General features: G+C 64.2%; 20 protein-coding genes. 12 read left to right on the forward strand and 8 right to left on the reverse strand.

The annotated features are described in order from the left end of the window. Window positions 1-53: 53 nt before the first annotated feature. A complete protein-coding gene (locus tag ACTHL0_RS27065) occupies window positions 54-893 on the forward strand; it encodes a SirB1 family protein (RefSeq protein ID WP_440570224.1) in 840 nt (279 codons plus the stop codon). Window positions 894-1,041: 148 nt separating this feature from the next. Here ACTHL0_RS27065 and ACTHL0_RS27070 read toward each other — a convergent pair whose 3' ends face one another. From ACTHL0_RS27070 to lpxK, 5 genes are all read right to left on the reverse strand, one after another. Continuing rightward, a complete protein-coding gene (locus ACTHL0_RS27070) occupies window positions 1,042-1,800 on the reverse strand; it encodes a 3-hydroxyacyl-CoA dehydrogenase (protein ID WP_440570205.1) in 759 nt (252 codons plus the stop codon). 154 nt (window positions 1,801-1,954) lie between these two features. Then, complete coding sequence (gene adk / locus ACTHL0_RS27075; RefSeq protein WP_440570206.1) at window positions 1,955-2,617, reverse strand: adenylate kinase; 663 nt, start codon at window positions 2,615-2,617, stop codon at window positions 1,955-1,957. 271 nt (window positions 2,618-2,888) lie between these two features. After that, window positions 2,889-3,707, reverse strand: coding sequence for a 3-deoxy-manno-octulosonate cytidylyltransferase (gene kdsB, locus ACTHL0_RS27080; RefSeq protein WP_440570207.1), 819 nt, complete (start codon window positions 3,705-3,707; stop codon window positions 2,889-2,891). 40 nt (window positions 3,708-3,747) lie between these two features. Then, complete coding sequence (locus ACTHL0_RS27085; RefSeq protein WP_440570208.1) at window positions 3,748-3,954, reverse strand: Trm112 family protein; 207 nt, start codon at window positions 3,952-3,954, stop codon at window positions 3,748-3,750. After that, a complete protein-coding gene (gene lpxK, locus ACTHL0_RS27090) occupies window positions 3,935-4,954 on the reverse strand; it encodes a tetraacyldisaccharide 4'-kinase (protein WP_440570226.1) in 1,020 nt (339 codons plus the stop codon). The genes ACTHL0_RS27085 and lpxK overlap by 20 nt, the downstream gene beginning before the upstream one ends. 432 nt (window positions 4,955-5,386) lie before the next feature. On the opposite strand from lpxK, the gene xseA reads away from it, so the two are divergent. Further along, window positions 5,387-6,805, forward strand: a complete 1,419-nt coding sequence (xseA, locus tag ACTHL0_RS27095) for an exodeoxyribonuclease VII large subunit (RefSeq protein WP_440570209.1) — start codon at window positions 5,387-5,389, stop codon at window positions 6,803-6,805. A 275-nt stretch (window positions 6,806-7,080) separates the two neighbouring features. Continuing rightward, window positions 7,081-7,659 carry a superoxide dismutase [Fe] gene (sodB, locus tag ACTHL0_RS27100; RefSeq protein WP_440570210.1) on the forward strand — a complete coding sequence of 193 codons (579 nt, stop codon included), beginning with the start codon at window positions 7,081-7,083 and terminating at the stop codon, window positions 7,657-7,659. A gap of 126 nt (window positions 7,660-7,785) precedes the next feature. On the opposite strand, the gene clpP is transcribed toward sodB, so the two are convergent. Further along, window positions 7,786-8,421, reverse strand: coding sequence for an ATP-dependent Clp endopeptidase proteolytic subunit ClpP (gene clpP / locus ACTHL0_RS27105; protein WP_440570211.1), 636 nt, complete (start codon window positions 8,419-8,421; stop codon window positions 7,786-7,788). Between the two features lie 246 nt (window positions 8,422-8,667). Here clpP and ACTHL0_RS27110 point away from each other — a divergent pair, with 246 nt between their 5' ends. From ACTHL0_RS27110 to ACTHL0_RS27150, 9 genes are all read left to right on the forward strand, one after another. Next, window positions 8,668-9,663, forward strand: coding sequence for a sigma-70 family RNA polymerase sigma factor (locus ACTHL0_RS27110; RefSeq protein ID WP_440570212.1), 996 nt, complete (start codon window positions 8,668-8,670; stop codon window positions 9,661-9,663). A gap of 352 nt (window positions 9,664-10,015) precedes the next feature. Then, window positions 10,016-11,089, forward strand: a complete 1,074-nt coding sequence (locus ACTHL0_RS27115; protein WP_440570213.1) for a fatty acid desaturase family protein — start codon at window positions 10,016-10,018, stop codon at window positions 11,087-11,089. A 7-nt stretch (window positions 11,090-11,096) separates the two neighbouring features. Next, window positions 11,097-12,083 carry a 3-oxoacyl-[acyl-carrier-protein] synthase III C-terminal domain-containing protein gene (locus tag ACTHL0_RS27120; RefSeq protein WP_440570214.1) on the forward strand — a complete coding sequence of 329 codons (987 nt, stop codon included), beginning with the start codon at window positions 11,097-11,099 and terminating at the stop codon, window positions 12,081-12,083. Continuing rightward, window positions 12,083-13,096, forward strand: coding sequence for an NAD-dependent epimerase/dehydratase family protein (locus ACTHL0_RS27125; RefSeq protein ID WP_440570216.1), 1,014 nt, complete (start codon window positions 12,083-12,085; stop codon window positions 13,094-13,096). The genes ACTHL0_RS27120 and ACTHL0_RS27125 overlap by 1 nt, the downstream gene beginning before the upstream one ends. After that, a complete protein-coding gene (locus tag ACTHL0_RS27130) occupies window positions 13,074-13,880 on the forward strand; it encodes an MBL fold metallo-hydrolase (RefSeq protein ID WP_440570217.1) in 807 nt (268 codons plus the stop codon). Before ACTHL0_RS27125 ends, ACTHL0_RS27130 begins: the two co-directional genes overlap by 23 nt. Then, complete coding sequence (locus ACTHL0_RS27135; RefSeq protein ID WP_440570218.1) at window positions 13,877-15,166, forward strand: F390 synthetase-related protein; 1,290 nt, start codon at window positions 13,877-13,879, stop codon at window positions 15,164-15,166. The genes ACTHL0_RS27130 and ACTHL0_RS27135 overlap by 4 nt, the downstream gene beginning before the upstream one ends. After that, the gene (locus ACTHL0_RS27140; RefSeq protein ID WP_440570219.1) at window positions 15,163-15,813 is read left to right on the forward strand and encodes a phosphatase PAP2 family protein; all 651 of its coding nucleotides are present in this window, start codon (window positions 15,163-15,165) and stop codon (window positions 15,811-15,813) included. The genes ACTHL0_RS27135 and ACTHL0_RS27140 overlap by 4 nt, the downstream gene beginning before the upstream one ends. A 5-nt stretch (window positions 15,814-15,818) precedes the next feature. Further along, entirely contained in the window at window positions 15,819-16,946 is a 1,128-nt protein-coding gene (locus ACTHL0_RS27145; RefSeq protein WP_440570220.1) for a sterol desaturase family protein, read from the forward strand. Between the two features lie 14 nt (window positions 16,947-16,960). Continuing rightward, the gene (locus ACTHL0_RS27150; RefSeq protein WP_440570221.1) at window positions 16,961-17,842 is read left to right on the forward strand and encodes a metal-dependent hydrolase; all 882 of its coding nucleotides are present in this window, start codon (window positions 16,961-16,963) and stop codon (window positions 17,840-17,842) included. 45 nt (window positions 17,843-17,887) lie between these two features. Here ACTHL0_RS27150 and ACTHL0_RS27155 read toward each other — a convergent pair whose 3' ends face one another. Both ACTHL0_RS27155 and ACTHL0_RS27160 read right to left on the reverse strand, forming a co-directional pair. Continuing rightward, on the reverse strand, window positions 17,888-19,162 hold the full coding sequence (locus tag ACTHL0_RS27155; RefSeq protein WP_440570222.1) for a sensor domain-containing phosphodiesterase: 1,275 nt from the start codon (window positions 19,160-19,162) through the stop codon (window positions 17,888-17,890). Window positions 19,163-19,416: 254 nt separating this feature from the next. Continuing rightward, a complete protein-coding gene (locus ACTHL0_RS27160; protein WP_440570223.1) occupies window positions 19,417-20,892 on the reverse strand; it encodes a PLP-dependent aminotransferase family protein in 1,476 nt (491 codons plus the stop codon). Window positions 20,893-21,250: the final 358 nt, after the last annotated feature.

Below are 21,250 nucleotides of genomic sequence, written 5' to 3' on the forward strand. Positions count from 1 at the left end.
TGGCTGATGGGCTTCAAATACGCGTACTTCAGAAGGCGTGCCAAGTGACGGCCATGACATCCGTACTCGATTACTTCGCCACCCTCGTTGCCGACGACGACAGCCTCCCGCTGACGGAGACGGCGATCTCGCTCGCGCAGGATGCGTATCCCGATCTCGACCTCGAAGCAGTGCTGGCCGAACTCGACGAGCTCTCGCTGCGCTTGAAGCGGCGCCTGCCCGCGGGCGCCGATCTGGCCGAAAGAATCGGCGCGCTCAATCGCTTCTTCTTCCGCGAACTCGGCTTCGCCGGCAACCTGAACGACTATTACGATCCGGACAATAGTCACCTGAACGTCGTGCTCAAGCGCCGGCGCGGGATTCCGATCTCGCTGGCGGTGCTCTATCTGGAACTGGGCGAGCAGATCGGCGTGCCGGTGAAAGGCGTGTCGTTCCCCGGGCACTTCCTGCTGCGCGTCACGCTGCCCGAGGGCGACGTCATGCTCGATCCGACAACGGGCCAATCGCTTTCCGAGACGCAGATGGTCGACATGCTCGAGCCGTATATCTCGCATACGGAGCAGTCGGTCGGCAATGCGCTGCGCATGCTGCTGCAGCCGGCGACGCCGCGTGAGATCGTCGCCCGCATGTTGCGCAATCTGAAAGCGGTGTACCTGCAATCGGAGCGGTGGCAGAGGTTGCTGGCGGTGCAGCAGCGGCTTGTCGTGCTGCTGCCGGGCAACATCGAGGAAGTGCGCGATCGCGGCTTCGCCTATGCGCGGCTCGATTATTTGCGCCCGGCGCTGGAGGATCTGGAGCGGTACCTGGACGATCGTCCCGATGCCGAGGATGCGATGACGGTGGAGTCGCAACTGAACGAGCTGCGCCAGCGTACCGATCACGGCGGCGATTGACGTTGGTTCACCGGCGCTTGCCGCTGTCACCTCGCTGCGGATCGTAGCGAGGACGCCAATGCGGTATAGAGCATAGAGGTTCAAACGCCCGGCCGGCGCGGATGCGCTGGTCGGGCGTTTTCATGCGATGTCGCTCGCGGCGAGGCCGTTACTCGGGTTGCATGCGGATCGCACCGTCGAGGCGGATCACTTCGCCGTTGAGCATCGTGTTGTCGAAGATTTGCTTGACGAGCATCGCGTACTCGTTCGGTTTGCCGAGCCGCGGCGGGAACGGCACCATCGCGCCGAGCGCGTCCTGCACTTCCTGGGGCATCCCGAGCAGCATGGGCGTTTCGAAGATACCGGGGGCGATCGTCATCACGCGAATCGCGTTGCGCGAAAGATCGCGGGCGATGGGCAGCGTCATGCCCGCGACGCCGCTCTTGGAAGCGGCATAGGCAGCTTGCCCGATTTGTCCGTCGAAGGCGGCCACCGAAGCGGTGTTGACGATCACGCCGCGTTCGCCGTTCGCGTTCGGCTCGTTCTTCGACATTTCATAGGCCGCGAGCCGCACCATGTTGAACGTGCCGATCAGGTTGATTTCGATCGTGCGCTGGAATTTATCGAGCGGATGCGGGCCGTCCTTGCCGACGGTCTTGATGGCGGGGGCGACGCCGGCGCAGTTCACGAGCCCGACGAGGCGGCCGAGCCGTGTCGCGGCTTCGACGGCCTGCTGGGCATCGGCTTCGCGGCTTACGTCGCATTTGACGAAGGCGCCTTGAATCTCGGACGCGAGCTGATTACCGGCATCTTCGTTCAAATCGGCGATGACGACCTTGCCGCCGTGTTCGGCGAAGAGGCGTGCTGTTGCCGCGCCGAGGCCCGACGCACCGCCGGTGACCAAAAATGCGTTGCCGCGAATCTCCATGCTAAAGGCTCCTTTCGTGTTCTAAGAGGGTGCGGTCCCGCCGCGGCGCGGCTCGTGACCGGTTGGCATGCGGACCGTCGACGCTTGTAATCGCTCGCGACATAAAAAAACCCGCCTCCGCAGGCGGGTTGCGTTTAGCCGATGCGGCTGAGCCTCATTTCAGCGCTTCGAATACCCGCTGACGAATTTCGTCGACGCTGCCAAGGCCCGAGATGCGGCGGTACTGCGGCGCGCTCAAGCCGTTTTCGATACCGCGCTGCGCCCATTGCTGGTAGTAATCGACGAGCGGCTTCGTTTGAGAGACGTAGACGTCGAGACGCTTCTTCACCGTCTCTTCCTTGTCGTCGTCGCGTTGGATCAGCGGCTCGCCCGTGATGTCGTCCGTGCCTTCGACCTTCGGAGGATTGAATTTGACATGGTATGTCCGGCCCGATTGCGGGTGCGTGCGGCGGCCGCTCATGCGAACGATGATCTCGTCGAACGGCACATCGATCTCCAAGACGTAATCGATCGCGACGCCCGCTTCCTTCATCGCCTCGGCTTGCGGCAGCGTGCGCGGGAAACCGTCGAACAAATAGCCGTTCTTGCAATCGGCTTCCAGCAAGCGCTCTTTCACGAGATTGATGATGAGCGTGTCCGGCACGAGTTCGCCGGCATCCATGAAGCGCTTGGCTTCCACGCCCAGCGGCGAGCCGGCTTTGACGGCGGCACGTAGCATGTCACCGGTCGAAATCTGCGGAATCCCGAATTTTTCTTTGATGTAGTTTGCCTGGGTACCCTTGCCGGCGCCCGGCGCGCCCAACAGGATCAAACGCATGCTGTTCTCCGAATCGTATGTGAATGCTGCGGCGCGAAACGCATAACGCACGATGCCGAATGCCGAAGGCAACGGGCTTCCCACCGTTGCGTCGCTGGCGGCGCAAAGGCGCATCAGCCGCACCCGCAAGGCATGCCGTGTCGTTCAACACGACGCGAGAGACAGCCGTAGGGCGACGAAGCGAAACGAACGGGAACCGGAAGCGAATAGTGCGAATGCTCGCGCAATCGGCCCTGATTATGCCACGCGTTAGCCCGTTAGCCGGAAAACGTTAGGGGTTTGATAGGAAAAGCGCCCGCACGCGTTCGAGATCGGCCAACGTGTCGACGCCTGGTGCCGGCGCCTCGTGCGTCACGAGCACGGCGATGCGCTCGCCATGCCACATGGCGCGCAATTGTTCGAGCATCTCGGCCTGTTCGATCGGTGCCTGGGCGAGCGTCGGATACGTGCGCAGGAAACGCGCGCGGTAGGCATACAGGCCGATGTGGCGCAGAACGGCGCCGGCAGGCGGCGCCGGCATCGCAGTGAGATCGATCGCTTGCGCGCCGCACTGCGGTGCGTAGGCGTCACGGCGCCAAGGTATCGGTGCGCGCGAAAAATACAGCGCCACGCCGCGCGCATCGAGCACGACCTTCACGACGTTCGGGTTGAAGACGTCAGCCGTATCTGCGATCGGGTGCGCCGCCGTCGCGATCGCGCAGTCGGAGTGCGCGGCGAGATGCGACGCAACGTCGCACACGAGCGCCGGATCAATCAAGGGCTCGTCGCCTTGCACGTTGACGACGATGGTTTCGTCGGCCAAGCCAAGCGTCGTCGCAACTTCGGCGAGACGATCCGTGCCCGAAGGGTGATCGGCCCGCGTGAGCAATCCCTCGAATCCGTGCGCTTGCACGGCCTGAAGCACGCGCGCGTCGTCGGTGGCGATCAGCACGCGCTCGGCACCTGCTTCGCGGGCGCGTTCGGCTACGCGAACGACCATCGGCTTGCCGGCGATATCGGCAAGCGGTTTTTCGGGCAGGCGGGTGGAGGCGAGACGGGCGGGAACGACGGCGACGAAAGGCGGTGCGTCGTGACGGACGTTGGCGGTCATCGAATTCCGAGCGAAGGCTAAGGGGAAGGCGTGTCGCGCTTTATGCGCCGCCGGCCGGATCAAGCGGCTCGACCGGCGTGCCTTCGACGGTCTGACGCGCTTCGTCGACGAGCATGACGGGGATGCCGTCGCGAATCGGGAAGGCCAGCTTATCGGCGTGGCAGATCAGTTCTTGCTGCGCACGGTCGTAAGTGAGCGGCCCCTTGCAGATCGGGCAAACGAGGATTTCAAGCAGGCGAGCGTCCACGGAGTTTCTCCACAACCAGAGCGATGAGGCGAGCAGGGAGCGTGGCTTCGACCGGGACTACCCAGATGCGAGCGTCACGCCAAGCGCTCAATTTTACTGCATCCTTCTCGGTCACCAGGATTGCGTCGACGTTGTCGTCGACGAACGGGTTGTCGCGGAACGCGTAGTGATCGGGCAGCGGACGTGTGGCGGGCGTCAGGCCAGCCGCTCGCAACGTCGCAAAAAAGTGCTCGGGCGCACCGATGCCCGCGGCAGCCAGCACGCGCTCGCCGGCAAATTGCGAGAGCGGCCGCCGCCGGCCCGGATCGGCAAGATGCCAGGCATCGCCGGGGGCGAGCGAGAGCGCGAACGTATCGGGCCACGACGGCAGCGCGCGCTCGAACGGATTGTTGACGAGCGTGGCGTCCCGGTGCCGGGAGAGCGGCTCGCGCAACGGCCCGGCCGGCAGCAGAAAGCCGTTGCCTCCCAGCCGCTGATCGAACACGACGAGTTCGACGTTGCGCGCGAGGCGGTAATGCTGCAAGCCATCGTCGCTCACGATCACATCGACATCGACATGCGCGGTGCGTAGCGCCCGCGCACAGGCGACGCGATCGCGCGCGACCCACACGGGCGCGCTGGTGCGGCGCGCGATCAACACCGGCTCGTCGCCGGCGTGGCTCGGCGACGAGGCCGACGTGACGGGCCGCGGCTCCGTGCCGGTCGAACCGTAACCGCGCGAAATCACGCCGGGCGTGAATCCGGCAGCGCGCAGCGCTTCGACGAGCGCGATGACGGTAGGCGTCTTGCCGGTACCGCCGACGGTCACGTTGCCGACGACGACGATCGGCACGCCCACGTCCACGGGCTCGCGCCAGCCGAGTGCGAACGTCGCGCGCCGGATGGCGGCGAGCGTGCCGAACAGACAGGCGAACGGCGTCATGGCCCAGGCGAACGGGCCGCGGCGCTGCCATTGTTGCGTCACGTAAGCTTCTGCGCGTGCTTTGAAGCGGTCGGCCATGCGATTCATGGTGCGTGCGTGGTCGTCAGGTAGTCGAAACGTCGCACGATCGAACGATCGGCGGATGGAGCCGGCACTGTAGCTTGCCCGGCGAGGCCGCTGCAAGCGGGTGGCATGCCCCAGCCGGCGGACCGAACGTGCACCGGAATGGGCCGGCTGTGGATAACTCTGTGAAGAACTTCGGCCGTCGCGACCGGAAACGCCGATAAATCGGACTTCTTATCGATGGTGCTCAATGTTGTGTTGATAAAAAGCACTTAAAAATCAAACGGTTGAAACGAGCGTTTGCGCGTTTTTGCGGTTCCCTTCGTTATTTCGCGCCATCGGCTGCCCGGCTCCGCTATGTGGGAAACCTTGCACGCGATGGTGCAGATGCTGGACGGCGTTCGCGCGGCGGTCTATCTTCTGACCGGCTCAAAAAAAGGTTTCTGCATGCAATCTCGCCCTCCCTTTCCGCCGGGCGGCGTTCCGCCGGGCGGCGGCGCCGCGCCGTCTTTCTCTGCTTCGTTCGAGGCCGACGTCGCCGTGCCGGTGTCGGTGCTCAACCGCGCTATCGGCACGATGCTCGAACGCTCGTTTCCGCTTGTCTGGGTCGCGGGCGAAGTCTCGAATTTCACGCGTGCCGCGAGCGGCCATTGGTACTTCTCGATCAAGGACGCGGGGGCGCAGATGCGCTGCGTGATGTTTCGCGGCCGTGCCCAGTACGCCGAATTCACCCCGCGTGAAGGCGACAAGATCGAGGTGCGGGCGCTCGTCACGATGTACGAGCCGCGCGGGGAGCTGCAGCTGAATGTCGAGGCGGTGCGCCGTACCGGCACGGGCCGGCTCTTTGAGCAATTCTTGAAGCTGAAGGCGCAGCTCGAAGCGCAGGGGCTGTTTGCGCCCGAGCGTAAACGGCCGCTGCCGACCCACCCTCGCACGATCGGCGTCGTGACATCGCTGCAAGCGGCGGCCCTGCGCGACGTGCTGACAACGCTCGCGCGCCGTGCGCCGCACGTTGCCGTCATCGTCTATCCGGCACCCGTGCAAGGCGCCGGGGCGGCCGACAAGCTTGCGGCGATGGTGGAGACGGCGAATGCACGCCGGGAAGCTGATGTGCTGATCGTCTGCCGGGGCGGCGGTTCGATCGAGGATCTTTGGTCGTTCAACGAAGAACGGCTCGCTCGCGCGATCGCCGCGAGCGCGTTGCCGATCGTGAGCGGGGTGGGGCACGAGACGGATTTCACGATCGCCGATTTCGCGGCCGACGTGCGGGCGCCGACGCCGACAGGCGCCGCCGAGCTCGTGAGCCCGCAGCGGACGATGCTGCTGCGCGAGCTGGACCACCGCACCGCCGCGCTCGCACGTGGATTCGGGCGCCTGATGGAGCGGCGCGCGCAGCAACTCGATTGGCTCGCGCGCCGGCTGGTCAGTCCAGCGGAACGGTTGCGACGCCAACGGGCGCACCTTCAGCAACTGCAGTCCCGGCTCGCTCAAGCGGGCGGGCGTCCGTTGCGCGACGCCCAAGCGCGCTTTGCGCTCGTACGGCTGTCGTGGCAGCGCTGGCGGCCCGATCTGGCCGCGCCCCGGGCAGCCTTGGCGGCGCTGTCGCGCCGGCTCGACATCGGAATCGAGCGGCAGCGCGAGCGGCGCGCGGCGCGCGTGGCGATGCTCGAGGCCCGGCTCGAGGTACTGAGCCCCCAGCGCACGCTCGAGCGCGGCTACGCGGCGCTCATCGATGCCCAAACAGGACGGGCGGTGCGTTCGCCGGCCGCTTTGAAGCGCGATCGGCAACTGACCGTCTATGTCGCGGAAGGGGCAGCCGATGTGACGCTCAAGGACGTGCAGCCGAGGCTGACGGACGGCTTTTGATCGATGCCGGGATCGGCGCAGCGCGGCGTAAGCCTGCGTGGCGCTGCGCCGGAAACGCACCCGGCAGGGCGGTGCCGGGCCGATCGTCGGTCATCTTCGCCGAACGATGCGATGAAATGCACGTTCCGACAGCATTTTTTACGCGGATTGCGGCGGGCGACGGTCAATGCTGCGCATAAAGGCCGCTGGTTTGCGGGGTTATTCCAACTCGCCTACAATCCAGTGCTCTATAGCGTTAGTCGCCTACTTCCCCATAACACAGAAGGATCAGCACCATGGAACATACGCTCCCGCCGCTGCCGTACGCGAAGAACGCGCTCGCTCCGCACATGTCGGAGGAAACGCTCGAGTTTCACTATGGCAAGCACCATCAAGCCTACGTTACGAACTTGAACAACCTGATCAAGGGTACCGAGTTCGAGAACCTGTCGCTCGAAGAGATCATCAAGAAGTCGTCGGGCGGTGTCTTCAACAACTCCGCGCAAATCTGGAATCACACGTTCTTCTGGAACAGCCTGAAGCCGCAAGGCGGCGGTGCGCCGAGCGGTGCGCTGGGCGACGCGATCAACGCGAAGTGGGGCTCCTTCGACGCGTTCAAGGAAGCGTTCTCGAAGGCAGCCGTCGGCAATTTCGGTTCGGGCTGGACGTGGCTGGTGAAGAAGGCCGACGGCTCGCTCGACATCGTTTCGACGAGCAACGCCGCTACGCCGCTGACGACGGATGCCAAGGCGCTGCTGACGATCGACGTGTGGGAACACGCTTACTACATCGATTACCGCAACGCGCGTCCGAAGTTCGTCGAAGCGTACTGGAACCTCGTGAACTGGGATTTCGCCGCGAAGAACTTCGCGTAAGTTTCGGCGAATCGCCAACGGTGGGCGCCGCCATGGCGTCCCCCGATCGAAAGGCTCTCCACAGGAGAGCCTTTTTTCACGTGCGCTCCTCCCGTTTCACGCCGCGAGGCGCGGACGCCGCGCGGCTCAAAGCATCGTATGCCGCGCGACCTCGGCCAGCGCCACCCGATCGGTCAATACGCCGTCGATGAGCCCGTATTCCTTTGCGGCGGCTGCCGACATGAAATTGTCGCGATCGGTATCCTTGGCGATCCGCTCGATCGGCTGGCCCGTCCTTTCCGAGAGTATCTGGTTCAGCCGTTCGCGCTGGAACAGCATCTCTTTGGCTTGTATCTCGATATCAGCGGCAGTGCCTTGATTTCCGCCGGACGGCTGGTGGATCATGATGCGGGCATTCGGCAACGCGAAGCGCTTGCCCTTTGCGCCGGCGGCTAGCAAGAACGAGCCCATGCTGGCCGCAAACCCGGTACAGAGCGTCGATACTTGCGGCTTGACGAATTGCATCGTGTCGTAGATCGCCATGCCGTCGTAAACGGAACCTCCCGGCGAATTGATGTAAAAGAAAATATCCTTGTCAGGATTCTCGGATTCCAGAAACAGCATTTGTGCGACGATGAGGCTCGCCGTTTCGTCGGTGACGGGGCCGACGAGAAACACGATTCGCTCGCGCAGTAAGCGGGAATAGATGTCGTAGGCACGCTCGCCGCGGCCGGATTGTTCGATGACGGTCGGTACGAGCTGACTGGATGTGTAGGAAGGCATGACGCTCCTCGCAAGGGAATCGACGATAGCCGCCTGTCGAGCATACGCTTTGCAAGCGGTCCTCGCTGTCATGACGTACAAGTTCGTGTGAGTGTGACGGAGGGCGGTGATACGGGGGATGCAGCGCCCGCGTTTGCCGGGAGAGCGTAAAAAAAGCCGACACGCGCGTCACATCGGCGCGCGCTCGAACGTCAAGAAGACGAAGGCGTATAGCGCGCCGAAAGCTCGACTCTGGGAGCCATTCAAATGACGCAAAAAGAAAAAGACAAGATATCGGGATTCGAGGCCGCCCGTGCGCGGCTGACATCGATCGCTTATCGGATGCTCGGCAGCCGTGCGGAGGCCGAGGATATCGTCCAGGACGCATGGTTGAAGTGGCATGCGGCGGCGGAGGGTGACCTTCGCACCCCGCTCGCCTGGTTGACGACCGTCACGACGCGGCTCGCGATCGATCGCATCCGGCGCTTGCAATCGGAACAGGCGGCGCGCACGAGCGAGTGCCTGATCGAGCCGTGGCACGATGAACTGGCGCCGTCGGCGGAGGACGAGGTGGTGCGTTCCGCTTCGGTTTCGGAGGCGGTGGCGCTGTTGTTCGAACGGTTGTCGCCCGACGAGCGCGCCGCGTTCGTCTTGCACGAAGCCTTCGAATGCGACTATGCACAGATTGCCGATGTAGTGGGCAAGACGCCGGCGCATTGCCGGCAACTCGCGCATCGGGCGCGGCAACGGTTGTCCAGCGAGCAGGCGGGCGATGAAGGCATGCGGCGTCGGAGCGTTGCGCCGGCTGGCGAACGGCGCGCAGATGGCGTCGAACGCCTGCGCGAGGTGATTCGCGGCGCGGATGCGGCGGGCGTCATGCGGCTGTTTGCCGATCGTGCGATGACGGTGGCCTCCAGTGCCGGTGCCAGTGCCGGTGCCGGTGTCGTCAGCCGGCCGCAGCGCGTGACCGCTGCGGTGGAACGGTGCGTGGAAGCGGCAACAGACGATGCCACATTGCAAGCCTACGCGCTGCCGCCCGATTGGGGGGCAGCATTTGTCCTCATGCGGGCGTGCGAAGTCGTGGGCGTCGTGCGCTACGCTTCCGGCGATACGGAGGCGGTGACCGGCGGCGGCCGGTTCACGCTCGTCACACGTGGCGCCGAAGTGGCCGAACTCGATCGGCGCTTCGGTTTGCGTGCGGTGAGTCAATTGCTGGCACGTATTGCCAAGCTCGAATCGATTGGAATTTCCTGCGTGCTCTGATAGAGCGGCATCGATGCGTGGAGTTAGGAAATATCCGATTTCTTCACGATTCCGAATCCTGCTTTTGATACCTCCAGCTTTCTGCGAGGTTTCAGTTACAATCGCCCTCCAATAAAAACGCAAATGATCCGAGAGGGCCAATTCTCGATGGGCTTCAGTTATCTTGTTGCGGATGACAACGATCCAGCAGGATGTCGTATCCGGTTGAGTGTGTCGTTATAGCCCGATCGAAATTCGCAGGACAACCGGTCCGTCGCACTGGCGCTGCCTATCGCGCGTCGAAGCGCCGCCGGGCAACGCGACATCCATGATGCTTTCAGAAAATAGCGCTACCCTTCCTTGCCCGCGTTTCATGCCATCCACGCATTCGTCTTTCGCCGACGAATTGCACGCGGAGGCGCGCGCCTACCTGGAGCGCAACGGCGACGATCGCTACGCGAACGCGGAGACGGCATTGAAGGCTACAGTCCTCGCTATTTTGACCGGTGCGTTGTTCGTCCTGTCGCTGCATGCCATGGGCGCCATCGCCTTCATCGGCGGTTTCCTCGCGTTCTCCGTTTCCGCCGTGCTTTTGTCGATGAACGTCTCGCACGACGCGGCGCATGGCGCACTCTTTCGCTCGCGTGCGCTCAATGCCACCGTTGCGCGGCTCGTCACCCTTCCGCTCGGCATTGAACCCGTGTACTGGCGCGTACGCCACATCCGCTATCACCACCCGAACGCGAATATCGAACATTGCGATCTCGATACGGAGGCCAACGCGTTTCTGCGTCAAACGCCGTTTCAGCCGTGGTATCCGCGATTTCGTTTTCAGCAGTACTACTGGCCGGTCATCGCTGCGCTGTCGATGTCGTACATCGCGTGGGTCTACGATTGGTCGGATCGGCTCGGCAGGACCCCGCTCGCGAACGACCGGCCGTTGCCTGGGCTCGGCGGCTGGTTATGCTTCGTGGGTTCGAAGCTGGCGCACCTCGCGCTTTGTCTGGCGATTCCGCTCTACATCGCGGGGCCAACCGCCGGATACGGTGCAGTCATCGCGGGTTATCTCTTGGGCCAGATGGTGGCGTCGGGCATCCTGCTGACGATGATTCTCGGCACGCACTGGGCCGATACCCGCTTCTACGACGTCAGCGACGGCGCGCCGCTCCCCCATACGCGGGAAGCGCACATTTTCCTGACTTGCTGCGACTGGGCCCCACGCCTGCGGCTTTTGGGCGGCTTGATGGGCGGCCTGAACCTTCACCTGACGCACCATCTCTTCCCGACATACAGCCATCGGCACTACCCCGCGCTCGCCGCGATCGTCGAGCGATTGGCTGCACGCCACGGCCTGCCGTACCGCTGCCTGAGCTACGGCGCGCTACTGGGCGCCCAGTATCGCTTCCTCAAATCGATGGGCGCACGCCCCGAGACTCTTACTGCGTGATGCTGCAATGAAGCCGCCTTTTCTCCCTGTCTCGATCCTGTCGTCCGGCAAAGCGCTGCCGGGGCGCAAGGTCACGTCGTCCGAACTCGACACCCGGCTATCGAAGTCCGCGGGGTGGGTCCAAAAGCGCTCCGGCATTGCCTATCGATTCCACGCAAACGACGAGCACCAGTCGGCTGTCGCCGCACAGGCGTTGCACGACGCACTGGCCCGCGGCGGAATCGAACGCGATTCGATCGATTTGCTGATCTCCGCTTCCGGGGTTCAGGAGCAGCAGCTCCCATCGACAGCCGCGCTGGTCCTCGGTTGCGCCGGGTTGAGGCCCGGTACGCCCGGCTTCGATGTCAACGCGAGTTGCATCAGCTTTCCCGTCGCGCTGCATATGGCGGCGAGCCTGCTCAATACGTCGGCATACCGTCGCATTGCGATCGTTGCGTCGGATTTGGCGTCGCGCGGAATCGACTGGAGCAATGCCGAGAGCTCACTGATCTTTGGCGACGGCGCGGCGGCGGTGATCGTCGAACGCGGCGACGGCTCGAGCGGCATCGAGGGCTATCGGCTCCGAACGTATCCCGAAGGCAAGGCTTACTGCGAGATTCGCGCCGGCACTTCGCGCACGCCGCGTCGAGGCGCGCAGCCCGCGGATTTCCTGTTCCAAATGGACGGCAAGCGCGTGTTCAGGCTTGCGTCGAGCGTAATGGAGAGCCTGCTGTCCGACTTGCTCGACGACGCCAGGTTAAGGCTCAGCGAGATCGACGCGGTCATACCGCACCAAGCGAGCCATCTCGGGATGCGTCATCTCGCCGAGCGTTTGCGGATGCCCGCGGCGCAGATCGTCGATATCTATGCGACGCACGGCAATCAAGTCGCGGCTTCCATCCCGACCGCACTGCATGAGGCATTCATCACCGGGCGCGCGCAGCCGGGACGGCGGCTCCTGCTCATCGGCACGGCCGCCGGTGTGACCGTCGGCGGTATGGTCCTGAAACTTTGATGAAAACGCTTGTCACCGGCGCCACGAGCGGGCTCGGCGCCAACGCCGCCCGCTACCTCGCTGCACAACGGCAAGCGGTGCGCGCGACAGGCCGTGATCGCCGAGCGGGCCAAGCGCTCGAAGCCGAAGGAATCGAGTTCGTTCCTGTGGACCTCGCGAACGCTGCCGCGAAGGACATCGACCGTTTGTTGGACGGTATCGATGTCGTTTGGCATTGCGCCGCGCTGTCTTCGCCTTGGGGCCGCTACGAGGATTTCCACCAGGCGAACATGACGGCCACGACTCGGCTCGCCGAGAGGGCAGCACAGCGCGGCGTGAGGCGGTTCGTGCATATCTCCACGCCATCGCTCTATTTCGATTACCGGCATCGGGTCGATATCCCGGAGACGTTTCGCCCCGCCCGCTATGTCAACCACTATGCGAATACAAAAGCGCAGGCGGAGGCGTCGCTTCGTGCCATTGCACTGAGCTATCCCGGAACGACCGTCGCCATCCTGCGGCCGCGCGCGATCTTTGGGCCGCATGATCGTGTGCTGTTGCCGCGCATCCTGCGTGTCCTGCGAGAGCGTGACGGCCGCTTGCCATTGCCGCGCGGTGGTGTCGCGCGATTCGATCTGACTTACGTGGAGAACGTCATCCACGCGATGCAGTTGGCAACGACACGCGAGGATTTGCCGAGCGGCGAGGTCTTCAACATCACGAACGGCGAGCCGGCGACGCTGCGAGACGTTCTTGCGGCGATCTTCGTGCCCTTGGGCGTCGCCTACCGGATCGTCGCATTGCCTTATCCCGTGCTCGATGCCGCGGCGCGCGCAATGGAGGCGTATGCCTCGCTCAGCGGCGCGGAACCTGCGCTGACACGCTACAGCGTGGGCACACTGAACTACGACATGACCCTCGACATTGAAAAGGCGCGGCGCATGCTTGGCTACCAGCCGATCGTGCCGCTTTCAGAAGGCATCGAATTGACCGTTCGTTGGATTCAATCACATGGCCACGATTACGGTATTTGAAGCGGGGTATTGCACCCATGCGGCCTGCATGGCGTTGCGCGGCGCGGGCATGAAGGTATGCCGCTTTCCGGCGCGCGCCTATTTGATCGACACCGCAGGCGGCCGCTTTCTGTGGGATACGGGTTACGCATCGCACTTCATCGACCACACACGCAGCGGCTTATTCTCCTGGTATCGGCGCGTGACGCCCGTTTATTTCGACGAACGCGAGGCCGTCGCAAGGCAACTGCGCGAGCGCGGCATTCGAACGAGGGACCTCACCGCTGTCATCCTGTCGCACTTTCACGGCGATCACATCGCAGGGCTGCGGGATTTCGAAGGCACACCGACATGGTTGTCCGGCGCCGGTTGGGCGGACACGCGCTTGTTGAAGGGAATCCGTGCGCTGCGCAAGGGCTTCGTACCGGGGCTGATTCCACCGGACTTCGAATCCTCCATGACGGCAATCGAAGGCTTTCCACGGATCGAATTACCAGCGGAACTCGCGCCGTTCACGCACGGCTATGCGGCGCCCGGGGCCGATGGCGAATTGCTGATCGTCGAGTTGCCCGGGCATGCGGCCGGCCATCTGGGCGCCTTCGTCGCAACGGCGAGTGGCTGGGTGTTGCTCGCGTCCGATGCCGCATGGTCGCCTTCGAGCTATCGCGAGTTGGTCGGCCCCTCGCGTCTCGCTCACATCATCATGGACGAACCGGCTCAGTACTATGCGACGCTGCGCATGCTGAATCGATTGCATCGGGGCGGACGCGTGTCTATCTGTTTGACGCACGAGGGCGCCTTATGATTCGCCACGCACACGTGCTGCACGCGTATTGGCAGGCGAAACGCCTTCGCTTCGACAGTCGCGCCGCCCTCGAACATCATCAGCAACGCAAGCTGCGCGCGTTCATTTCGACACGGCTCACGAGCAGCCCGTACTTCGCACCGTACCTGCGCGAACCGTTCCATACATGGCCGACGATGTCGAAGGCCGTGATGATGGCGCACTTCGACAGCATGAACACGGCACAACTGAAACTCGCCGACGTCCTGGCGTGCGCGCTGGATGCGGAGCGCACGCGGGATTTTTCGCGGACGGTGAAGGGCTACAGCGTGGGGCTTTCATCGGGTACGTCCGGCTCGCGAGGGGTATTCGTGGTCAGCCCTGCCGAGCAAGCGGCCTGGGCTGGCGTGATGCTGGCGCGCCTATTGCCGCGTGGGCTCTTCGCCGGAGAACGGGTGGCGCTGTTTCTGCGCGCGAACAGCAATCTCTACAGCACGGTGCGCAGCCCGTGGCTCTCATTCGAATTCTTCGATTTGCTGGAGCCGCTTGCGGGCCAACGCCAGCGCCTCGAGCGGTATGCGCCGACGATCGTCGTCGGCCCTGCGCAAGTGCTGCGCGCCTTGGCCGAAGCCAAGCGGGAGGGGCGCGTCGCGATTCAGCCGCGCATGGTGGTTTCCGGCGCCGAAGTGTTGGAGCCGTTCGACCGCGAATTCCTCACCCAATCGCTCGCGCCGGTGGCCGAGGTCTCTCAGGCAACGGAAGGCTTTCTCGGATCGACCTGCACGCACGGCACGCTTCACCTGAACGAAGCGCATGTGCATATCGAGCCGCAATGGCTCGACGAACGCCGCTTCGTGCCGCTGATCACCGATTTCTCGCGCACGACGCAGCCAATCGTTCGCTATCGGCTCGACGACATCCTTGTGAAGCGGGACGCTCCATGTCCATGCGGAAGCCATGAAATGGCGCTCGAACGCATCGAGGGCCGATGCGACGATGCGCTGCGTTTGCCCGGCCGCGACGGAACCTTGATCGAGATATTCGCCGACGCGCTGTCGCGTGCCATCGCGCAAGTGCTGCCGCTCACGGCCGACTATCGTCTGGTGCAGACGGGGCATACCGGTCTCGCGCTGCACGTCGCGGGGGAGGGCGGCACGCTGGCCGGCTGTCAGGCTCATCTGCAGGCTTTTCTGGCGCGTCAGGGCGTCGATACCTCACAACTCGTGTGGACGCTGGCCCCGACATTGCCGCCGATCGATTTCACCGCCAAGCGGCGGCGCATCGTACGGCGCGAGGAGAAGCGATGACGAAAGCAGTCACGCGCATTCGCGTGCGAACCCGGCTCGGCATGATGGCGATCGGCTGGGGTACCGTCGGCCTGTGCTACTCGATCGGCCGCATCGCGCCGGGCACGGCCCACGTTCTACATGAGCGCGCGCTCGATCGCGTGGTGCCGTTCGACGCATCGGCGATCTGGCTTTACCTGTCGTTCTTTCTGTTCGTTCCCGTCGCGTACCTGTGCGCCCTGCCTGATCGGTTGGCGCCGCTCACAAGAGCGATGCAATGCGCGGCGGTGCTTGCCGGCATCGTCTTCGTCGCATGGCCGACCACGCTCGTCTATCCGCTCGTTCCGACGGGCACGACGGGCGCCGCCGCGCTGCACTGGCTCGTCGATTTCGATTCGACGCGCAACTGCATGCCGTCGTTGCACGGCGCGCTTACCTTGCTGTGCATGGTTGCGATGTGGCAACGAGAGCGGCCATGGCGTACCGCCTTCATGTTCGTGTGGGGCCTGGCCGTCATGTGGTCGGTCGTCGCGGCGCGGCGTCATTTGGCCGTCGATCTCGGCGCCGGCCTGCTGCTCGGCGTGCTGTGTGCCGGGGTAGTCGCCTACCTGTCCGCCAAGGCCCGTCAGCCGGCTCCCTTCAATCCAAGCCCCGAGGTTCATCCGTGAATGCAATGGCACTCCCGCTCCTGGGGATGGTGGCGTGCGTCGTCGCAGAACTGCTGTTCTCGCGCGCAAGGCACGGCCGTGCCATCCCCTGGCGCGACGTCGTCCTGAATCTCAATTCCGGGCACATTCTGATGTGGCTGCTGCGCGGCGTCGAAATCGCCGCCTACGCATGGGTGCTCGCGCACGTCAGCCTGCGCTGGGCGCAGAGTTGGCCGCCGTTTATGCGATGGAGCATCGCGGTGCTGGCGTGGGATCTGGGCTTTTACTGGATGCACCGCTTGCATCACACGTTTCCGGCGCTCTGGAGCGTTCATGTCGTCCACCACGAGGGCGAACATTTCAATCTCTCGCTGGGCATCCGCAATGCGTGGCTTTCATCGCTGACCACGCTTCCGTTCACGTCGATCCCGCTCGCGTTGATCGGCATCCCGCTGCCGGTGTTCGTCGCGGTGTCGACGCTTCACTACACGGTTCAGTTCTACAACCACAATGGCATCGTCGGGCGCTCCGGCTGGCTCGAACGCTTCTTCGTCACGCCCGCGCATCATCGTGTCCATCACGGCCACAATCCCGAGTACCGCGACCGCAATTTCGGCGGCACGTTTCTCATCTGGGACAAACTATTCGGATCGTTCCAGCCGGAACTGCCCGGCGTCCCGGTGCGCTTCGGCGTTTCGCAGCCGACGCGATCGACGAATCCCTTCTGGGCCAATCTCGCCCCGCTGCTGCGTTACGTTGGATTGCGCGTGCCGAAGCTTGACGGCGGAGCGCGCCGCACGCCCGTGCCTGCCCTCGCGATCGGTGTCGGCGGCGTGCTGCTGTTCTGCTTGGCCGCCTACTATATCCACCGCGACGGAACGTGGTCTGCCGGCGGGCAAGCCGTGTTCTTCCTGCAGATCTTCATGTTGACCTTGGCACTCGGCGGCATGTCCGACGAACGCGTGTGGGGATTGCCATGCTGGATCGCGCTCGGGTGTGCGGGGCTGCTGGTTTTGCCGCTCGCGTTCGGCCTCAACGATCCGATCGGCGTGCTCGCGCTTGCGCTGTTGCCCTTGCACGGGCTGGCGACCGCTTTCATCGCCCGCGGTGCAGCGGGGCTGCGCACGGCAGGCACACAGCGGGACAGCGCGTAGCGAGGCATGGGCCGATGATCTCTCCCCCCGTCACGCCGCCGCTGCGCCGCCGCGACATCGTCTTCGATTTCAGCGCGAAGATTCCCTTGCACTGGCTCGGCGGGCACTGCCATCGCACACGCTTTTACGATGCGATGTCGATCATGTTTCCCGAGGGCGAGCGCGCGTTCATCGAAAGCGTCCAGCACTATCGCGGGCGCATTCGAGGCGACGCAAGCCTTGACCGCACCGTGAAGGAATTCATTGCGCAGGAAGCGTTGCACGGCCGGGAACACGTGCGTTACAACCGGCACTTGCGGGAGCAGGGCGCACCGGTCGAACGGCTCGAGCGCCGCGTGGCGGGCCAGCAGGCGTTCGCCCGGCGCTATCTGGCGCCGGCGGTGCGTCTTTCCATTACGGTATGCCTCGAGCACTTCACGGCGATGTTTGCCGAGGAGATGCTGAGCGAGCCGCGCAGTTTGGACGGTGCACATCCGTCTATGGCCGACATCTGGCTCTGGCACGCGTTGGAGGAAACCGAGCACAAGGCCGTCGCGTTCGACGTTTTCCAGGCGGTGATCGCGGGATCGTTTCGCCGATACGCATTGCGTTGTTCTGCGATGCTGTTCGTGACGCCGATCTTCTTCTCGCTGCTGTGGCGGATGACGTTCGAACTGATTCGTCATGACGGGCGCGCCACCGACCTGCGAGGCTGGGGCGCGCTTTTGCACGATCGGCTGGTGGGCAACGGATCGCTCGTGCGGATGTTGCCTCAGTGGTGTGCCTGGTTCAGGCCGGGGTTTCATCCGCTACAGCGAGACAGCCGTGCGCTGATCGAGCGTTTCAATCAACGCTTCAACGAGCGTTTCGATGGCGGCGGCGACTCGGCGGATCGCAGGTCAGACGCCGATTCGTAAGCGAAGCGGGCGCCTGCCTATCGGCGAAGCCTGCCGTCGCGGCATTTACCGGCGGTGCGAGGCCGCTTCCCAATCGATATCGGCGCACAGCACTTGCAGCCCGTGCGCCGTTTGCGCGGCGACCGAAGCCGTCACGCACAAGTGGGCTTCGTTCAGCGAGAGATACGGTGCCGTGACATGGACGGGCCCGGGGGCATGAACCGCTTCCCTGAAATACGGCCGATGGGCCCAGCTTGCGCCTTCCGAATGGAGCAGCGGCCGGAACCGCTTGGCACGGCGCGAGACGCGTCCGGTCGGCACGACGTTGTCGCCGATCTGCCGGCCCTGGGCATCGAGCACGAAGCAGCGCGCGGTATCGGGCAGCGCGAGCAGCGCCTCGCATGCTTGTTCGACCGGTGTGCCCGCCACGAACTGCGCACACGCCTGCTCGAGCGATGTCATGTAAGGTGCCAGGCGCTTTGCCTGGGCATGTTCGCGCGCCGCGATGCGCTTGCGCAGTGCATTGGACAGGGCCTCGATGAGCCCCGCCGCCGCCCGCGGCTCGTCGGGCTGCGCGCTGGGCTCGGCGAAGTAGCTGCCCTGCACGAAGTCGACGTTGCATTCGAGCGCGATGAGCGCATCGCGTTCGGTGGCCAAACCGCCCATCAGCACGAGTTGACCTGATTCGTGGAGAAGCGAGACGAGCTGCGGCAGGACGCGCTCGAAGTGTGAGTGCTCACTGGCTTGAGCGAGGATGCCGCGATCGAGCGAAACGATATCCGGGTGCAAGTGCCACACGCGGTCGATATTGGAGTGCTTCGCTCCGAAGCCGCCGAGTGCGATCAGAAACCCCGATTTGCGCAGGCCGTCGACGATTTCCGCGAAGCGGCCCGTCTCGCCACCCGCTTGCTCGGGCACTTCGAGTACGACGCGCTGGGGCGGCAGGCCCAGCGTTTTGAGGCTCGCCAGCAGCGCATCGCCGTAGCTCGTGTCCATCAACGCGGCCGGGTGCAGACTCAGGAACAGCCATTCGTCGTGACCGTCGATCGCACCGAAATTGCCTAGATGCAGCGATTCGGCGAGCCGCCCGAGCTCGAGCAGATCGCCGCGCCGGGCGGCCTGCTCGAAGACGTCGCGCGAGGGCACCTGCCGTCCGTGTTCGTCGTGCGCGCGCAAGGACGCGTGATAGCCGATCGCGCGGCGATGCGAGACGGAGAACACCGGCTGGAACACGCTGAACACGGTAGAGCCGCCGTAGACGACGGTGCGGCGGCTACCCGCGTCGTCCGCGACGGGGCGAGGCGGCTGAAAGCCGGGGGGATCGAGTTCGATCATGCTCATGGAAATCGGACGGAGATAAACACAGGCGCAACCCACCACGCGCTTTCACGCAATAACGGCAGCCGCGAACTGAACTGTACAGCATACGACAGCAAGTTTTGTGCGCAGCGTCACAGTGCCGTGCGGGCGGCGTCTCTCCGGCAGGGGCGGCCACGTGCGGCCACGTGCGGGGGCGCCGCCGCACAACGTTGGGGCCGTCCTCGCCCCATGTCGGCGCTGAAGCGGTTCGGTGTGCGGTTCGCGCGTGAGCCGAATCAACCGTGAAGTGCCGTCAATGGCCGCGAATCGATCGGCGTGGGCTCAGCCAGGGCCGGCGTCGTGCCGATTGGCTCCAGCCGCTGTGCGCGGGCGAAAAACGCATGAGCGCGCGGATCTTGCGCATACGCTGCGTTGATGCGGATCCACGGGCTCGGCTCACCATGTGGGCGGAAATAGCTGCCCGCCGCGATCGTCACATCGCACGCAGCCGCGCACTCGATCAGTTGCTGGGAATCGTCGATGTGCGGCACGCGCGCCCACACGAACTTGCCGCCGGCCGGCGGCGCGAACAGTTGCCAACCGTTCGCTTCGAGCGTGCGCGTCGTCGCGCCGAGCGCATCGCTCATCCGGCGGCGCAGCCGTTCCAGGAACTTGCGGTAGGCACCGCGCTCGAGCATCGTCAGGGCAACTGCTTCGGCGAATTGCGAGCCGCTGATACTCGTGAGGATCTTGATGTCGCCGAGATCCTTGATCATCTTGCGGCTGGCCGCGATGAAGCCGATGCGCAGCGACGACGATAACGTCTTCGACAGCCCGCCGATATAAATGACGCGCTCGAGCTGATCGAGCGCGGCGAGGCGATCCGTCGTCTCGCCTTGAAAATCGGCGTAGATGTCGTCCTCGACGATCGTGAAGTCGTACTCGTGCGCGAGCTGCAGCAGCCGGAACGCAACGGAGGGCGCCACCACTGTCCCGGTCGGATTGTGAAAGACGGAGTTGACGAAGACGGCGCGCGGGCGATGCCGTTTCAGTTCGGCTTGCAGGACGTCGATATCGGGTCCGGTGGCCGTCCGCGGAATGCCGACGACGTTGATGCCGTGCAACTTCAGGAGCCCGAACAAGTTGTAGTAGCCCGGATCCTCGACAAACATCGTATCGCCCGCGCGCAGCATGTAGCGGACGATGAGATCGATGGCCTGACTGGCGCCGAACGTAATCAAAATTTGCGCGGTATCGGCGTGGATGCCGAGCGGGGCGATGCGCGATTGCAGGTGTTCGCGCAGTGCCGCGTTGCCCAACGGCGTGGCGTAATCGATCAGCGATCCGGGATCGGTGCGAGCGACGTGACGGACGGCTTGCGCGACGCCCTCCGTGTCGCGCCACGCTTCGGGAATGAATCCGCTACCGAGCTTCAGCGTTTCGCCGGGGTGATTGAACTGCGCCAGGATGTAATTCGACTCGTCCTCGGCGCGGCGCGGGTCCGACGCACCGCACCGATCGCGCGCCACCTGCGCGCGCCCGCTCACGTAAAAGCCCGATCCATGTCGCGATTCGACGAGCCCAAGGGAGACGAGCCGGTCATAAGCCTCGATCACGGGAAAGCGGCTGATGCCGCAATCGATCGCGAGTTGCCGGATGGACGGCAGCTTTGCGCCGGCGTGCGCGTCGCGCGAGCGAATCCAATGCTCCATCGCCGCGACGAGCTGCTCGGTCATCGGCACACCGCTCGTGCGGTCGATTTCGATCTTCATCGATTACCCCTAAAGGTTATCCCTAGGGCCTGTTCACGCTAATTCCAGGCTTGCGCTGGCTACCAGAAGGGCCGAGCGCAAGGAATGCGACGAAGGGAATACTCGACGTATTCGCAAGGAGCATGACGCAGCGATCGGCCCTTCTGGTAGCCAGCCCCAAAATGGATTGTTTCAATCAGGGGAACGCGCCTTTCCGGGCGCATTGCCGCGTCGTTCGTCGTTGCAATAGCTACGGCTATTGCGCCTCCTCTCTTCTTGCCCTGCGTCCGGAAACGCACCTTCGCAAGCCAGGAAATAGCGTGAACAGGCCCAAGGCCCGCGTCCCGACCCGCTCACGCTCGGCGCGCGCCCGCATCAC

The organism is Trinickia sp., assembly GCF_051961175.1.
Taxonomy (GTDB): Bacteria; Pseudomonadota; Gammaproteobacteria; order Burkholderiales; family Burkholderiaceae; genus Trinickia.

Coding starts and splice junctions, on each gene's coding strand:
- ACTHL0_RS27065 (WP_440570224.1), top strand. CDS start 54: ATGACATCCGTACTCGATTACTTCGCCACCCTCGTTGCCGACGACGAC.
- ACTHL0_RS27070 (WP_440570205.1), bottom strand. CDS start 1,800: ATGGAGATTCGCGGCAACGCATTTTTGGTCACCGGCGGTGCGTCGGGC.
- adk (WP_440570206.1), bottom strand. CDS start 2,617: ATGCGTTTGATCCTGTTGGGCGCGCCGGGCGCCGGCAAGGGTACCCAG.
- kdsB (WP_440570207.1), bottom strand. CDS start 3,707: ATGACCGCCAACGTCCGTCACGACGCACCGCCTTTCGTCGCCGTCGTT.
- lpxK (WP_440570226.1), bottom strand. CDS start 4,954: ATGGCCGACCGCTTCAAAGCACGCGCAGAAGCTTACGTGACGCAACAA.
- xseA (WP_440570209.1), top strand. CDS start 5,387: ATGCAATCTCGCCCTCCCTTTCCGCCGGGCGGCGTTCCGCCGGGCGGC.
- sodB (WP_440570210.1), top strand. CDS start 7,081: ATGGAACATACGCTCCCGCCGCTGCCGTACGCGAAGAACGCGCTCGCT.
- clpP (WP_440570211.1), bottom strand. CDS start 8,421: ATGCCTTCCTACACATCCAGTCAGCTCGTACCGACCGTCATCGAACAA.
- ACTHL0_RS27110 (WP_440570212.1), top strand. CDS start 8,668: ATGACGCAAAAAGAAAAAGACAAGATATCGGGATTCGAGGCCGCCCGT.
- ACTHL0_RS27115 (WP_440570213.1), top strand. CDS start 10,016: ATGCCATCCACGCATTCGTCTTTCGCCGACGAATTGCACGCGGAGGCG.
- ACTHL0_RS27120 (WP_440570214.1), top strand. CDS start 11,097: ATGAAGCCGCCTTTTCTCCCTGTCTCGATCCTGTCGTCCGGCAAAGCG.
- ACTHL0_RS27125 (WP_440570216.1), top strand. CDS start 12,083: ATGAAAACGCTTGTCACCGGCGCCACGAGCGGGCTCGGCGCCAACGCC.
- ACTHL0_RS27130 (WP_440570217.1), top strand. CDS start 13,074: ATGGCCACGATTACGGTATTTGAAGCGGGGTATTGCACCCATGCGGCC.
- ACTHL0_RS27135 (WP_440570218.1), top strand. CDS start 13,877: ATGATTCGCCACGCACACGTGCTGCACGCGTATTGGCAGGCGAAACGC.
- ACTHL0_RS27140 (WP_440570219.1), top strand. CDS start 15,163: ATGACGAAAGCAGTCACGCGCATTCGCGTGCGAACCCGGCTCGGCATG.
- ACTHL0_RS27145 (WP_440570220.1), top strand. CDS start 15,819: ATGGCACTCCCGCTCCTGGGGATGGTGGCGTGCGTCGTCGCAGAACTG.
- ACTHL0_RS27150 (WP_440570221.1), top strand. CDS start 16,961: ATGATCTCTCCCCCCGTCACGCCGCCGCTGCGCCGCCGCGACATCGTC.
- ACTHL0_RS27155 (WP_440570222.1), bottom strand. CDS start 19,162: ATGAGCATGATCGAACTCGATCCCCCCGGCTTTCAGCCGCCTCGCCCC.
- ACTHL0_RS27160 (WP_440570223.1), bottom strand. CDS start 20,892: ATGAAGATCGAAATCGACCGCACGAGCGGTGTGCCGATGACCGAGCAG.